This window comes from Paraburkholderia sp. GAS448, from assembly GCF_050435685.1.
GTDB lineage: Bacteria > Pseudomonadota > Gammaproteobacteria > Burkholderiales > Burkholderiaceae > Paraburkholderia.
Genome location: NZ_JBNDKT010000023.1, coordinates 45346 through 60871 on the forward strand (window position 1 = coordinate 45346; position 15526 = coordinate 60871).

General features: G+C 59.1%; 13 protein-coding genes and 1 pseudogene. 8 read left to right on the forward strand and 6 right to left on the reverse strand.

Annotated elements, in window-relative coordinates:
* From P3T23_RS31890 to P3T23_RS31900, 3 genes are all read right to left on the reverse strand, one after another.
* Positions 1-366, reverse strand: a complete 366-nt coding sequence (locus P3T23_RS31890) for a hypothetical protein (protein WP_429320065.1) — start codon at positions 364-366, stop codon at positions 1-3.
* A gap of 50 nt (positions 367-416) precedes the next feature.
* Positions 417-1076, reverse strand: a complete 660-nt coding sequence (locus P3T23_RS31895; RefSeq protein ID WP_429320066.1) for a lytic transglycosylase domain-containing protein — start codon at positions 1074-1076, stop codon at positions 417-419.
* 142 nt (positions 1077-1218) lie between these two features.
* A complete protein-coding gene (locus P3T23_RS31900; RefSeq protein WP_408373139.1) occupies positions 1219-1470 on the reverse strand; it encodes a DNA-binding protein in 252 nt (83 codons plus the stop codon).
* Between the two features lie 88 nt (positions 1471-1558).
* Here P3T23_RS31900 and P3T23_RS31905 point away from each other — a divergent pair, with 88 nt between their 5' ends.
* Positions 1559-1957: a helix-turn-helix domain-containing protein gene (locus tag P3T23_RS31905; RefSeq protein ID WP_429320067.1), complete on the forward strand. Its 399-nt coding sequence runs from the start codon at positions 1559-1561 to the stop codon at positions 1955-1957.
* A gap of 166 nt (positions 1958-2123) precedes the next feature.
* On the opposite strand, the gene P3T23_RS31910 is transcribed toward P3T23_RS31905, so the two are convergent.
* From P3T23_RS31910 to P3T23_RS31920, 3 genes are all read right to left on the reverse strand, one after another.
* Positions 2124-3146 (reverse strand): autoinducer binding domain-containing protein, encoded by a 1023-nt coding sequence (locus P3T23_RS31910; RefSeq protein WP_429320068.1) that lies wholly within the window; start codon positions 3144-3146, stop codon positions 2124-2126.
* A gap of 12 nt (positions 3147-3158) precedes the next feature.
* Positions 3159-5132, reverse strand: a complete 1974-nt coding sequence (locus P3T23_RS31915; RefSeq protein ID WP_429320069.1) for a diguanylate cyclase domain-containing protein — start codon at positions 5130-5132, stop codon at positions 3159-3161.
* A gap of 1158 nt (positions 5133-6290) precedes the next feature.
* Positions 6291-6575, reverse strand: coding sequence for a hypothetical protein (locus P3T23_RS31920; protein WP_429320070.1), 285 nt, complete (start codon positions 6573-6575; stop codon positions 6291-6293).
* An 87-nt stretch (positions 6576-6662) separates the two neighbouring features.
* Here P3T23_RS31920 and imuA point away from each other — a divergent pair, with 87 nt between their 5' ends.
* The 7 genes and pseudogenes from imuA (at position 6663) to P3T23_RS31955 (ending at position 15441) form a co-directional block, all read left to right on the forward strand.
* Positions 6663-7379, forward strand: a complete 717-nt coding sequence (gene imuA / locus P3T23_RS31925; protein ID WP_429320071.1) for a translesion DNA synthesis-associated protein ImuA — start codon at positions 6663-6665, stop codon at positions 7377-7379.
* Entirely contained in the window at positions 7300-8769 is a 1470-nt protein-coding gene (locus P3T23_RS31930; protein WP_429320072.1) for a Y-family DNA polymerase, read from the forward strand. Before imuA ends, P3T23_RS31930 begins: the two co-directional genes overlap by 80 nt.
* Before the next feature lie 6 nt (positions 8770-8775).
* Positions 8776-9786, forward strand: a pseudogene (locus P3T23_RS31935) (PHP domain-containing protein); the annotation flags it as partial.
* A 362-nt stretch (positions 9787-10148) separates the two neighbouring features.
* The gene (locus tag P3T23_RS31940) at positions 10149-11237 is read left to right on the forward strand and encodes a site-specific integrase (protein ID WP_429320073.1); all 1089 of its coding nucleotides are present in this window, start codon (positions 10149-10151) and stop codon (positions 11235-11237) included.
* On the forward strand, positions 11230-12948 hold the full coding sequence (locus P3T23_RS31945; protein ID WP_429320074.1) for a site-specific integrase: 1719 nt from the start codon (positions 11230-11232) through the stop codon (positions 12946-12948). Before P3T23_RS31940 ends, P3T23_RS31945 begins: the two co-directional genes overlap by 8 nt.
* Positions 12945-14996, forward strand: a complete 2052-nt coding sequence (locus P3T23_RS31950; protein ID WP_429320075.1) for a hypothetical protein — start codon at positions 12945-12947, stop codon at positions 14994-14996. Before P3T23_RS31945 ends, P3T23_RS31950 begins: the two co-directional genes overlap by 4 nt.
* Positions 14977-15441, forward strand: coding sequence for a hypothetical protein (locus tag P3T23_RS31955; protein WP_429320076.1), 465 nt, complete (start codon positions 14977-14979; stop codon positions 15439-15441). Before P3T23_RS31950 ends, P3T23_RS31955 begins: the two co-directional genes overlap by 20 nt.
* Positions 15442-15526 lie beyond the last annotated feature (85 nt).

A 15526-nucleotide genomic window follows, 5' to 3' on the forward strand; every position in this document is an offset into this window, starting at 1 on the left:
TCAGCTGAACATGTTCCACAGATACGGTGCGAGCACGCCGACCACCGAGCCCACCGCCGCCACCTTGCCGCACATCGTCACAAACTCGCTCCAGTGTGCGCGATCAGCCCAGCACTCCGCCCCTTTCCACATAAGCACGCAGGCCGCGACGACGCCAAGGAACGAATAAAGCCAGATCTTGAAGGTGGTCGCGCCCTGCGTCGCCGAATCGAGCCCACCACCCGCGAACGCAAGTTCCGGACCGATTGCGACGCCGAGGGCCATCGTCTGGCGCATATGGGTTGCGATTCGCCGCATTGATATGCGATATGAATAACCTCTCAGTGGTACTAATTTCATGGTCGCGAGCTTCGTATTGCGATTCATGTCTTCTCCTTTCACGAGGTTGAGATCAGGCCGCGTCGTCGCGGCTCAGGTCAGTTGCAGTCGTTGTCACAAGCGGAATCGCCGAATGCATCCCATGACGGGTGCGGTGCGTGCCGCCGTTGTTTTGGGCCACTGCGGCGCGCAGAAGATGTTTTGGAATCGGGCGCTGCAGCGTGTGCTGGTCTGCCGGACTGACTGTCCATCACAACAGGAATCGCAGGAACGACATCGCTTGAACCTGCCGCCATCTGGGCGTTGGCAACAACGCGCTGTACATAACTGGTGCCGCCAGCGTCGGCGGACTCGCCGCGCGTGAAATTGCCGCTGTAGTAGCAGCTGATCGCAGCACGCAATGCAGATGCGCCTTGCCCCAATGCTGCGACCGCCCGCTGATAGCAGTCGTGCAGGATGGCGCTGCCCGCGCGCAGGTTTTCGCACGGATCGAAGGCAGTTTCGTAGGTCAGTCCGTAGCGGGCGAGATTGGCTTTGTTGACCTGTCCAAGACCCATGCTGAAGTTGATGCCTTGCGCTTCGAGCGCCTTTGCCGTTGCCACGGCTTCAGCACGATCATGCGGCTGCCGAACAAGGTGGCCACCAACAACGCCGATCGCGTACGGGTTGAAGCCGGATTCAGTCCTCACGACCGCCTGAAGCGTCGTGGGGTGGACGTACGGCGCGCATTGCTGGGCCAGGGAGTTGAAATCAAGCATGACTTCCCCCTTCGCCCACGTTATGTCGCCGGCTGTGCCCGAACGATATAATGGCTTTAGCCATTGTCCACCTCTCAGGTTCCAACAACTGGTCAGGTCGGCGCCAATGCTCGCAACATTGACGCTGACCGCTCCTACACCCTCACCTACCCTTCTCTGGCTGGCGGTGCATCGCAAAGATCTGCTCGCGCGCCTCTTCACGATTTACAACGCCGTCTTTCAGTCCCAGCAAGACTGCCGCGTTGTGCGCGTGACCGCGCTTGCCCTTCAGCCTTCCCTGCAACACGCCGTTAACGATGTTGCGGGGGATTCCGTGTTTTACTGCCCAGCTCGAAACGGAGACTCCACACCGGTCGAACTCTGCGCGTACCTCTTCCAATGTTTTCAGTGCCATGCGGTGGACCGTATACTGATCGGCTAAGACAAATTGCTACCAGTATGGGACATTTTTGTGCCATTCGCAACACAAAAGACCAATTTATATGCCATCTAAGTTTGGTTTGCGCCTAGCCGAGGAGCGTGACCGGCTCGGACTTACTCAGGGAAACATTTCCGAATGGACCGGCATCAACCGCAAGACACAGTCTGCCTACGAAAAAGAACAGCGCTATCCGGACGCTGGCTATCTCATGACCCTGCTTGAGCACGGCTTTGACGTGTCGTACTTGCTGACCGGGAAACGAGCTCCGCGTTACGGCGCCGTTGATGAGCAATTGATACGAAGCGTTTTCGCCATTATCGAAACAAGTATCTCCGCCGCTGGGCATTCCATGGACATTGAAAAGAAAGCCAAGCTGTTCGCACTCGTCTATCAGACCGCCTCCGAAACTGGTCAGGTGGATCCGCTTGTCGCGCAGAAAGCAATCGACCTTCTTTCCTGACTATTTAATTACACAGCAATCCGCGCTATCGCATTAGAACGGTAGTGACACTATGACGCAGCGGCAATGGCGAATTCAAGCCACCGAATTAGTATGCACAAGCACGAAACTACGTTATCCTAATTATTTTGTTGTGGCATGAATGCTGCGGGGTACGGCAGCAGATTCAGTCAAGCAGGCCGTGGGCGGCCGCTTTTTCGACGGCATCTGTAATTCTCGTTGCGCCCGTTTTTCTGGTGATCCGTTGGTAGATTGTTTTATAGACAGTATGCTTTGACATTCCCAGTTGATCGGCGACATGGGATGCGCTTGCGCCATCGCGCAGCATCCGCAGGATCTGTGTCTCCTGTTCGCTGAGCTCATACTTCGCCAGCGCATTCTGGCGTACTTGCGACACGCGCCAGTCTAGGAGTTCCGACGAGATGGCGCGGAATAGCACCCGGTTTTCCCACAGCACACCCTCGCCAGCAGGCGCCCGGATTGAATTGCTCACATGTAGTAGCCCAACCAGACCATGGCCATGGATATGTGCCGGGGCAACGATCCCACTCGCAAAGCCGTGCATGCGCGCCTCTGTCACCAGCCAGTGATCGACCCGATGCACATTTACGTGCGACGCAAGCGCAGGTGCAACATTCGCTCTAGCGTATGTCACGTAGGGATCGTTCATGTACCACAGCCTTGCTATGTACTGTTGTGTCCAGGCAGGTCTGCAACCAACAAGGTAACGTGTCTCCACGGAATCGCCAGTGGCAGGATTCGCACCGTCAAAACGGATCCATTGGTAAGTGAACTGCATTCCGCCCAGACCCGCGATGATGGTGCGCACCTTGGACAGCAGCGCGCCTTCCGTCGCGCACATTGAAAGCTCGCCAATTAGTCTTACGGGGTCGCCGGTTTCTACCTGCCGCGGGCGATCACCCCCCATGGCTGCGGCGCACTTCTGCCGAATACGATCGTAACTCCCATGCAGGCGGGTCTCATATGGATCAGCTGTCGCAAAGTCCGACAGATCGTCCAAGCTATCTATCGCGACAAGCTGGCTGAATGACGCGCCGTCGCTCCGGATTAACCTGCGCGTCAGGATGGAGTCCTGCGACAGACTCAGTTCCACGCACTCATTGAAAATGTGGTATGCATCTTCATGCAGTGGCGCGGGTGTAGTCGGCTCGATCACTTTCTCCTGCATCGACGCACGCCTCTACATCGATGAACTCGTCGCGGAGAAGGCATCAGTAACAAACCGACCTTGAACCTCAGCTTCGGGGAATTGCGTGAGCCACGTGAACTGCTCCTTGCTGTCCACACCATGAACGAGCACGCTCAATTCCATCTCGTTACAGACGCCGACTATGCCTTTAACGAGTGCCCGGGAAACCGGCTCAGAAGGTACGCGCCCCACAAGCTCTTCGTGGATGCAAAGGCCGTCAACATGCAGCTTCGCCAAATTCGGAAATGCCGAGTCGGTCGTAAGCGCAGCAAGAATCTGCACGCCTGTGGAACGGATCGTCTCCAGCTTGTCGAGAACATGTGCTGCGGTTTGATCCAGGCGGTTCTGGACAATCAGCCGCAGGGACGACGGCTCCATCGCGTGCTCACGCAAACATTCGGATACGCAGCCGGCAAGGTCACCGTCAATGAGCTGCGCATACGGCACATTCAAGGTAACGTGCTGAACAATCTGCCCAGCGGCACGCCACTCTTGCAACTGGCGGCACGCCTCGGTCAACTGGAACTCGCCGAGTTGGACGCCGAAGCCGGACGACTCGACCATTGAGAAAAGCTCGCGGCCCTCCACGGGGGCCACGCCGTCGCGATTCCACTGCACCAATGCAAGAAAACCGCGTGCCGTTCCGTCGACGGTATAGCAGTCCCGGTAGTCCAGCGCGAATTCCTTCCTGAGAAACCCATACTGCAGCGCCTGATAGAACTCCAGTCCGCGCTCAGCGAGTTCAGACAGTTCTGGCGTATATAGATGGCACGCGCTGATATCCTTGCCTTTACCAACTGCTTTGGCCGCATACATCGCAAGGTCAGCACGTGTGAGAAGATCGAACGCGTTGTCTCCGTGCTGCACGTGCTCGACCACTCCAATGCTTGCCCGCATCCGATAGCTATTCGCGCGCAGCACGTAGGTGAGCTCAAAGTCTTCTATGACGCGGTTTGCCAGTTCCTGCGCTGTGAAGCGCGCAAAGTCACCGCTAACGACGATCACAAATTCGTCGCCGCTAACGCGAATGACCTGCTGCTCATCTCCGGCGACGCGCTGCAGGCGTTTCGCCACCTGCTTGAGCAGTTGATCCCCGTCCCTGTGTCCGAGGGAGTCATTGATTCGCTTGAAGTTGTCGAGATCGATGAAGAGAAGCGCGAGTCGACCAACGCATTTCGGACTCGCCATCAGATGGTCGAGGCGATCCATCAGGTAGTTCCGATTCCTCAAGCCGGTCAACGTATCGGTATTCGCCAACTCGGCCAGGCGATCGCGAGCCTGTCGTTCTTCTGTGATGTCGATGCCCGAACAGATCAGAAACGTCTCGTCAGGACGATCTCCCGTTTTGGCGAACTTGTTGCGGAACTGGAACAGTCGCGGACCCCTGATCGTTTTTACCGTCCGTTCCACCTCGTACGCCTCGCCGCGCAGGAAAAAACTTTCTATGTTCTGACGGGACTCACTTCCGTCCTCGTGGGACATGAACAGGTCCCACGCATTCTTCCCGATTACGTCAGCTTCCCTGAGGCCGGAAAGTTCTTCGGCGAACCGGTTGAACCGTTGAATAGTGCCGTCGCGATTCAGGATCACAACCAGTGAATTGACTTCCGACAGGACCGTCTCTGCAAATGACAGCCCGCGCGCCAGATCACCCGCGACAACTTCAGCATTGATGCTCGGAGAGGCCGTTCCGGCCCACCTCGTTCGATCGATTTTCCGTCCGACCAGGTGAAGACGAAACTTCTTTTCAAACAGCAGCGCGTCGACAGTCACGCTCGAGGTGACACCGGCAAGTGTGCGGATCTGTGTGGCCTGCTCGGATGACAGCTTCACAGCTGCGGCGACCGGCCCGGTAATCGGGCTCAGTTCGAGGGCATTGCTATCGTGAGATAACTGCCAGCGGGGACTCAGCGTTTCAAACGTTGCCCGGAACAGATCTATCGCTTCGTGTTCGTACATGTCCATCCGAATAACCATAAATCGTCTAACGAATCGGACAGGACGTTTTTACAAAACGTTACATGCTAGGCAATCATTTTTATGCGGCTCGCATGCGGAAAAAGATGATGTGTGCTTCATCGCCGTTGCGGGTATGCGTCTCCGAACGAACCGACGTGCAATGCTTTCCGAAGCTCTCCTACAGAAAGGACCGCTTCTGAACGCATCGCGGACAGCTAACATGCGGATGGCCACCGGCGAAAAGAGAGCACGCAAACTAAGGGCCGCCTCCATACTTCCCCCTTACGTACGAGATATGCAGGGACATAGTGGCTGGCGAGTTTTTCGCGCATCGCTGCATGAGGTCCGCGACGCCGTTGACTGATTTCGGACCGAGCACCATAACGATCAAGATCGCCGTCTGTGATTCGCCCGACTTGAACTCTGACACGCGCTTACAGATCCCCTACTTTTATTCGGAATCCTGATTATATGCGAGATGATCGACAGCACCGATATTGCCTGCGACCCAATCATCTTCTCGAGATCGGAGCCCCGGTCGACCAAAAGGTGTTTGCTCTGCGGAAAGGAACAACACCGCTTTCCTTCGACTGGCAGACAAAAGTGGCCGGCAGATCAGGCGCTGGATTAGCGAGGATGCCGGCATTCCCTATTCGGCGTGGACGCTGCTTTGCGATGCGGCTGGGCTTGGGCGAATATCGCGGATGCGTAACCACATCTGTCGCGAAAGAAAATGGAAGACCGGCTTGACACCTCAGAGTTGGGTTCCTTCCCAGACGGACTTTTTTCTTTATCGAACTACCTCGACCGGCGCTCCCCCGTCGTTTACGCGGAGCACATTGCCTTCGGGCGTCATTATTCGGGGAAGGTCTGCCGCGCGCGGCACCGCAACCTTTTTAAGACCATTCCCTGCGTGCTTGGTCGCTAAGGATTTCACTAGCGGGTCTGCGACCCGGCGCGGTGTAGCGTTGGATGTGTGACGTGAGAGAACCGCAACCTTGCCTAGTTTCGGCTTGCCGTTTCCGGACGGCTGCATCCGCGCCTCAGGCGGGTTCCAGATTTCAACGTAGTGTTCGCCTGCGACTCCGGTCGATGCAACAGCAAGCAGCATTACACCCGCGCTCAAAAATCGAAACATGTTCTCTCCGTATGTTCTGGTGCCGTTCACGCCCGGCACGATTTCGCGGTGCCCACACATGAACCGTCGCAGCCAGCACAGTAATGACGGTTACGCACCGCCCCGTCAACACGCCAGACGTTGGTTTGCGTCGGCGTAGGGGTGCCAACAGTACGGCCATTTTCGCACGCGTAAAACGTCGGTTCCCCCGCCTTGCTGCGGCGGATGGCTTCATCGATTTCCTGCTCGCCGAACACTGCTTTCATGTCTGCAACAAACGCCGCGATTTCCGGCATCGGATGGCTGGCGGCCCTGCGAACGCCTGTATCCATCTCGCCTCTCCCCAATAAAGTGTCCGTTCGTCGCCACGAATTTCCGTGTAGGATACTGTACATCCATACAGGTCTTTGCGCAATTCAATGACTCTCCCGTCCCCCATTCCGGAAGCAATCCACCCGTCCCTGTGGCGCGCTTCGCAGCTGGCTGCCGGCTTCGATCGGGTGGTGTCGTGCGGCCACGCCGCGCTGGCCGCCGAATTGCCGGGCGGCGGCTGGCCCGCGGGCGCGCTCACCGAACTGCTCACACCGCAGCCGGGCTGCGGTGAACTGCGTCTGCTGCAGCCCGCACTGGCGACCGTCGGATCACGCCCCTTGGTCCTGCTGCAGCCGCCGCATCGGCTACAACCCGCCGGACTGGCGTGGCTGGGCGTTCCCGCAGCACAGGCCTGCGTGCTGCGCGCACCACGCACGGCTGATGCGCTGTGGGCCGCCGAGCAGATCCTGCGTGCCGGCACCTGCGGCGCCCTGCTCTTCTGGCAGGCCGAAGTCCGGCAGGAAGCGCTGCGGCGCCTGCATCTGGCCGCGCAGACCTCGGACACCCTGCTGTTCCTGTTTCGCCCACTCGCGGCCGCCCGGGCGACGTCGCCGGCGCCGCTGCGGCTTGCGCTGCGAGCCGCCAGGGGCGGTATTGAAGTGACGTTCGTCAAACGCCGCGGACCTCAGCGCGACGAACCCGTTTTCGTTCCTCTCGTACCTTCACCTGCCCTGTTGAGCCGATATGCAACTCTGGATCGGCGTACATCTGCCGCACCTCGCCCTCGAGTCGTTTCTCCCGCGCTGGTCGACGCCACGCAATGAGGCCGGGTTTGTCGTGCTGGAGAAGGATCGCGTTGTCGCGCTCGACCGCGCGGCGCACTCGGCCGGGATCGTGCCCGGCATGCGCCGCGGTGGCGTCTTGACGCTCGTCCCCGACGCGGTCATCCGGGAACGCGATCCCACCCGTGAAGCGGAGCTGGTTCGTGGCGTGGCGTTCGCCCTGCTGCAGTTCACCCCCCACGTGGTGCTGGCGGAGGAATCGGTCGTGCTGGCCGACGTCTCGGCGAGCCTGCGCCTCTTCGGTGGCATCCGGCCACTGCGCCGACGGGCGCGCGAAACGGTCACTGCGTTCGGCGTGACCGCGACACTCGCCGTTGCGCCGACGGGGCAGGCCGCGTGGCTCTTCGCCCGATTCTCGGGTGGCACTGCGCTCTCACTGCGATCCGTCGACCGCGTACTGCGTCGCGTCCCGTTACCTGCCCTGCCGCCAGCGCGCCCCTACGCCGAATGGTTCGACGGACTGGGATGCGAAACGGTCGACGACGTCCGGCGACTACCCCGCGCAGGCCTCAGGAAGCGCTGCGGCACGGCGCTGCTGGATGCGCTCGATCGCGCGACGGGCGCGGCGCCCGAAGTGTACGAATGGCTGGAGTTGCCCCCCGCCTTCAGCGCGCGGCTCGAGCTGCCCGACCGGATCGAGCATGCGGAAGCCGTGCTGTTCGCGGCGCGGCGGCTGATCCTGCAGATGACCGGCTGGCTGTCGGCGCGACAGCTGGCGATCGCGCGGTTTGTCCTTGAGCTCGAGCATGAACGCGGCCGCGCGGCGGTGCCGCCGACGGCAATCGAAATCGCGCTTGGCGAACCGACGTCACGCGAGGAACACCTCGTGCGCCTGCTGAAAGAACGGCTGGGTCGCGTCGAACTGCCCGCGCCGGTCATCGCCGTTCGCCTCGATGCAAAGGACGTCCGCGAGGCGGACGCACCCAGCGAGTCACTGTTCCCGGAGCCCGGCGGCTCGCCGCAGGATCACGCGCGCCTGATGGAGCTGCTCGTCGCCCGGCTCGGCGCGCAGAACGTGCTCAAGGCGGCGCCGGTTGCCGACCACCGCCCGGAAGTCGCCGCACGCTGGCTTCCCATCGGCGAGACCGCCAGGCCCATGTTGCCGCCGCCCAATCTTCCGCGACCCACCTGGCTTCTGGACAACCCGGTGCAACTCATCATGCGCGGCCACCGCCCGTTCTACGGCACGCCGCTACGCATGGTCTCGCCGGGCGAACGGATCGAGGTCGGCTGGCAGGATGGGCACCCGGTGACGCGAGATTATTTTGTCGCGGAGTCCGAAGACGCGGTGCACTACTGGGTCTTCCGGGAGCGCGTAAGCGCCGTCGAGGAACGCGAGCCACGCTGGTTCCTGCACGGCCTGTTCGGGTGATCGCCCATGGCGCCGACCTACGGCGCACTGCCCGACTATGCGGAACTTCAGTGCGCGTCCAACTTTTCCTTTCTGCACGGCGCATCGCACGCCGAGGATCTCGCCGCACGCGCCGCACAGCTCGGGTATGCCGCGCTGGCTGTCACGGACGAATGCTCGCTGGCCGGCGTCGTGCGTGCGCACGTCGAGGCGAAGAAGGCCGGGCTGCCGTTCATCGTCGGGTCGCACTTCCACCTGACCAGTGCCGACGGCTCGCCGGCCCTGTCATTCACCGCACTGGCGATGACGCGCGAAGGCTATGGCAACCTGTCCGAGCTGATCACGCTCGGCCGCATGCGCGCACACAAGGGCAGTTACCGGCTCGCGCCGCTGGATCTCGCGCACCCGGAGAAGCCCTTTGGACACCTGCGGGGACTGCCCGGGTGCGTCGCGATCCTGTCACCGGACTACCCCGCCGATGAAGACAGACTGGATACGCAGGTCGAGTGGTTCGTCCAGACCTTCGGCGATCGCGCGTGGGTCGCACTGACATTGCACGCGCGTGCAATGGACGATATTCACCGCGGCGCCGTCGAACACGTCGCGGCGCGTCACGGCATTCCCGTTGTCGCGACCGGCGCGCCCGTCATGCACGTGCGTTCGCGCAAACCACTGCAGGACGTGCTGACGGCGATCCGGGTCGGCAGACCGGTCGCCGAATGCGGCTATGATCTCGCGCCCAACGCCGAGCAGCACCTGCGATCGCGTCTGCGGCTCGCCAACCTGTATTCGCAGCGCACGCTCGAGGAGACGCTGCGGATCGCTCGCCTGTGCACGTTTTCACTCGACGAGCTGCGCTATGAGTATCCCGACGAGCTGGTGCCGGTCGGCCATACGCCGACAAGCTACCTGAGACAGGAGACCTACATTGGTGCGCATCGGCGCTGGCCAGCGGGCATCCCGCATCAGGTACAGCAGCAGATCGAGCATGAACTCGCGCTGATCGGGGATCTGCGCTACGAGCCGTACTTTCTGACGTACGGGTTAGATAGAGCTATGGACGCCGCATAGTACTTCTTCACGCCATGGACATGTCACGAACGCGATGTAGCCTATTACCTTCATGAAATCTTGAAAACGTGCTTGCGTGGCCGCGAGGAGGAGTTGGCTCCAGCGCAAGCGCGACAATTGAAGAAAAGGTCATGGCAAGACTTGAGTCCATTCGCTTCGTTCCACATCGATCAACAGTACTAAACAGTCACGTGGAATGGACGCCAATTACTCGAGGCAAAGCAATTGACGCCTTGCCCCAGATATTTTGGGGGAATGGCATGCCATGGCGAGAAGCAAACTTATGGGCGTTGGAGCGAGCGGCTAGCGCAGACGTCGATATCCGGACCGTGCAGACAAGCGCAACGTCGTTGTATGCCTATGCGAAGTGGCTCGAAGAAACAGAAACAGAATGGTGGGATTTTCCGCCTCGCAAGGCGGACCGCTGCCTTGTTCGGTATCGCGGTGCTCTGATCGAAGCCCGGGCCAACGGAGAACTGGCTCCATCCACCGCTTCACAGCGGATGCGCGTGGTTGTCAGCTTCTATCGATGGCTCAAGGCCAGAGGGTTGCTTTCTTCAACCTTGCCAACCTGGCAGGAACGCATCGTCGGCATTCGCCTTGTGAATCCAATAGGATTCGAGCGCACCATAGCCGTCAACACAACCGATCTAAGTATTCCCAACCGTGCAGCGGTCGGTGAGCGCCTGGAGGATGGCCTGCTTCCGATCACCGCGGCAGATCGGGATGCTGTGCTCGCCTTCGCGCGTGAGAATGCATCGGAAGAGCTCTTCCTCATGCTGACTCTTGGGTTCTTCACCGGCATGCGGCTCGGATCGCTTACCGACCTCAAAGTGAGGACTCTTTCCAACGCAGTGCCGGATCCGTCGATCGCCGGGCTTTTCAGGTTGGCAGTTGGTCCAGGCGCTGATCCACCGGTCGCAACCAAATTCGGCGTGACCGGGCAGATCTGGATCACGCGAACGCATCTCAATCGGCTCGAAGAGTACGCCCACAGCGTTCGTCGCCTGGAGCGTGAGGCTAAGGCAATGCCCCAGCATAGGGATCTCGTTTTCTTGTCACGATTCGGTAACCCCTACGCGCAGCGGGGCTCAGACAAGTGCGTCGCGATGAATGTTGAAATGCACGCGTTCAAGAAACTGGCCGTAGCCAATGGGCTGGCCGCGATGCGCGGTTTTCGCTTCCACCAGAGTCGCAGCACCTTTGCAACTGAACTGGCTCGAATCGCCATCAGAGCTGGGGGTGCCATCAACGCAATCGCGATGGTCAAGGAAGCCCTACTGCACAAGCATGAGGCAACCTCACTCAAATACATCAGGTTTGTTGAGAAGGCTCCAGCCAAGGAGGATGTAGCCAACGCATTCACTCGCGAGTTTCTTGGATTGCTGTCTCGTCGCGAAGGCACAGCAGATGACTGATCAGCACATCCCCGATCTAACATTTCCCACCGTGAGGTACGGCGGAACTGAGACCGCCTGGGACCTTCGTCCCCTGCTCTATCGAGGTGGAGCTTCGACTGACATACGCAAGGTTCTCCGAGTGATCGCTGGAGGCGCTCTCGGGCCGCCGATTTTGGATCGTTTAACGCTGGTTGCAAAACTGCATGACGTGCTTGCGGGGAATCTCGCGGCCGGGGGCAGCCGATATACAGCCCGAATAGCCATAGCATGTATCCGGAGCTTTTATGCGTGGGCGGACGAATCGAATCGCTCACCGACGCTGGCCACGGTGGAGGCAGATTTCCTGGAGTGGACGAATCATCTGACGCACCGCCAACGAGTCGTCGGCGACCTGTCGGCTGTCGGCGTGTATAACCTCTCACGCCACCTGGCAAGACTGCTTGATGAGGTGCTGGGTTTCAAGATTGGCTTGCTTCGCAGGACGCGCGTCGGCTCTGTTCCATCAAGGAGAAGAGTACTGAGCACCAAGGCTGACAAGCAAAACTCGGCCGATACCCTCGCATTTGGTCATGCGTTGCTCGACATCAGCGATGCGCTCACCGTGGATTCGATTCGCGGCAAGCTGCCGGTCTTGATCCGATTCCGGAGTGGGAAGCAGATCGAAGAATGGTCTGGGCTTCAGCCGGACCATAAACTGAAGACACTGGCCGCCCCGACGACAACCCCATCACGCAAGGAGAAAGTAATCAATAGGCGTGCCGAATGGGAATCGGATACTTCCTTGCGGACCCGACGCCCCCTGGTCAATCTACGAATCGAAGCTGAGCTACTGATTTTCATTGCGCAGACTGGCATGAATCTGTCGCAGGCTCACAAACTTGACATCGGACGCTTCTCGTATCAGAGCCATCTCGATGGCTACTTGGCTCGACGAGTCTACAAGGACCGCAGGCAAGGTGAAGTGGAGTTCGAGATCTACAGCGAGTACCGGACATTATTCGAGCGGTATCTGGCGTGGCACAGAGCAATCTTTCCGGACGGCGGCAATGGCCTACTGTTTCCGCTGTCATCGCGACAACAACGCGCACGTGATGCCTCACCGCCGCTAACGGCAATACGAGTGAGATGTGCTCTGCTGAAGATTCCTTTTGTTGGGCCTCGGTCTCTGCGTAGCGCGCGCGTCAACTGGTTGATGCGACGCTCTCGCGATCCCGCGCTTACGGCCGAGATGAATCAACACACAACGCAAACGCTGCTGCGCGACTATATCCGACCACATCATCAGGCCGCGATAGTGGAAATCAGCCGCTTTCATTCCACTATCGATCCGGCAATTGCCTCACCCGGTCCCGGCGTGTGCGCGGAGGGTCGTCCCCAACTCATCCCGGATGCCTCGGCCGGAGCCCCACGCCCCGATTGCATAAGCCCCGCAGGATGCCTGTTCTGCATCCATCAGCGCGACATCGACAGCGAAGACCACGCATGGTCCCTCGCGAGCTATCGCCACTATAAATCCTTGGAGCTCGCCATGTACCGTCCGCCAAGAAAATCTGGCGTGCCACATCCAGTAATAGCAGTCCTGGATCGCATTACCGACAAACTTGAATGCTTTAAGGCAAGCAGTGAGAATCGATCTCTTTGGGTCAGCGAGGCGATAGCGCGCGTCGAGGAAGGTGAATTTCACCCGAAATGGGACGGGTTCATCCAACTTGTGGAGGCCCGTCAGTGAATGTTGCTTTGCCAGACCTCAGCCTCAACATTGACTCACCGCTAGTGACGCGATCGGCAGGCAACTTTCAACCGCCCACTTGGCCGCCACCGCTGGACTTCCCGGTGACGATCGATAAGCACAGGACAATCATTAGTCGATATGGGGATGCCAAATGGAACCTCGCGCCGTGGGCAAAGAAGTCCCTAACCCTCAACTTTGGTGACGGACCGCAGCGCATCGGTGATCCAAGTATTACTCCTGCCAACGCCGCCTTATTGCGGCAGATTGCGGGATGGTGGCTGTGGGGTCCCCGAGCCGTGACGAATCCGACAACCCTACTGAATCAGTTTAATTTATTGCGCCCTCTATTTATCCTTTGCTCAAATGAGGGCATTTCTGCGTCTGCGCTGGAGCGGTTCCCTGCTGTGGCGGACAAGCTCCCCGCAGTGCTTTTGCCCTCGAGAACCGAATCGACGCTGGCACTGCTTCACAGCCTGTTCGAACAACGCGAGAGACTTGGTTTTACTCTGCTAGATTTCGAAGGATTGAGGCGGCTGGAGGCGACGCTGCCAGAGACCGAGAGTCGACAGACGCCATACATCCCTCCGCGTATCTGGACTTACCAAGTCAATCGACTACGGGCCTTTCTCGATGATTTTCTTGCCCATCGACAGCAGCTTGAAGACTGCTATCGCTTTTGCCTGGATGCCTATGCCAAGAACTACGGTTCACTCGCCGACGCATGCCGACAGGGACGCGATCCCAAACTCCTTCCATTTTCCGAACGTCGACATCACGGGGGCGCACGCTCCGGTGCGAAGTATTTGGGATCTTTCTCCAAGACCGCCCAACGTTTCGGGATCGATGTGCTGCTCGAACGTTGGTGTCTGATGCAAGGGCAGTCCCTAAGCAGCCACAGCGTCAATATCCTTGCAGTGTATTTCTCGATGACAGCGAGAGTCGGCATCGCCTACCTACTCAATTTCTCGATGATGCGGATCCGTGAGGGGTGGTCCCTGCGTGCTGACTGTCTTGAAGTGGAACAAGACATGACATTTGGCGCTATTTATCTACTACGAGGCGTCACTACCAAGACGATTGAGGACGACGATGCCAGATGGATCACATCGCCCTCGGCACAAGTTGCGGTTCAGTCCCTCACCTGTGTGGCGCGACTTCGCATGATCGCCGCAGACGCGAACCCCAATGTGCCGACTACGCGCGACGACATTCGAAACCCATATCTCGTTGTGCGACCTTATGAGCCATGGGCAAATACCATGCGTGCCGATGAGGAGCTATCGCTGCGGCCTAGTCACCCAAATTATCAGGAAGTCGTCAAGGATTATCCCAAGCTCTTCGATGTCGAGGCATTGCGTATCACTGAATCCGACATTCAGATCGCCAGGCTGATCACACCGAGCCTTGATGGTGAGACCTTCGCCGTAGGAAAGATCTGGCCATTGGCGTGGCACCAACTGCGTCGCACTGGCGCGGTCAACATGCAGGCCTCCGGGCTGGTTTCAGATGGCTCCGTGCAGTACCAGCTAAAGCATGCCACCCGCGCGATGTCGCTTTACTACGGACAGGGCTACTCGCGCTTGCATCTCAACGACTCAGTGAAAGCCGAATACATTCGCACGATGTACGAGGTGCTAGGAAAGGAAATTTCCCGCCTGTTTGCTGACCGCTTCGTCAGCCCGTACGGCGAGAAGCACAAAGCCCTTAGCTTCGGAATCGTTGCGCCCGAAGACAGTAAAAAGCTCGCGGCATCGGCTAAGCAAGGGCGGGTGGCTTGGCGGGAAACCCTACTCGGCGGATGCACGAAACGCGGTCCGTGCGACTACGGCGGCGTGGATAACGTGGCGCGATGTGGAGGAGGCGATGGACAGGCTCCATGTGCAGAAGCACTGTTCGATCGGGAGCGGGAACCCGCCATCCGCCAGTTGGGCCGTGTGATTAACTCACGGCTCGCTGATGCCCCGGAGGGATCGCCCTACCGGCAGTCCCTGGAAGCCCAACAACGCGCCATAGAGAACGCCCTACATGTCCTTGCTACAAAGTAATAATCGGTCAAATACGAGCCGTGCTGAGATCGCATTCCGCGAGGCTTTCGAGCGTCTCAAGCGCTGCAAGCCCGAAAGGTTGCCGCTGGGGACACCCGTGTCCCAGAACAACGTGGCGAAGGAAGCTGGCTGCGATCCCTCGGCGCTCCGAAAAACCCGCTACCCAAGCCTGATCAAGGAAATCCAGCAATGGATTCAGGAGCACGAACCCCCAGCCGCACGGTCGCCACGACAGTCAATTGTCGCCAAGCGTAAAAAGAATCGGTCGCTCAAGGAGAAGATCGAGGAACTGAAGAGCCAGCGCGATCACGTCACCTCGCTGCTGCTTGAGGCGGACGCCAAGATCGTCGACTTGACTGAGGAGATAGCGCGTCTACAAGCGCTGAGAGAGTCATCAAACGTCACTCCAATATGGAGCAGTAAGAGCAAGAAGGAAAATGGATAGTATGTTCCTCCAACAGGGCGCTATCAACGTATATGGGTTCGCACTAGAGTCATGGACAATTCAGGCTGCTTCCGCCACGAACAGG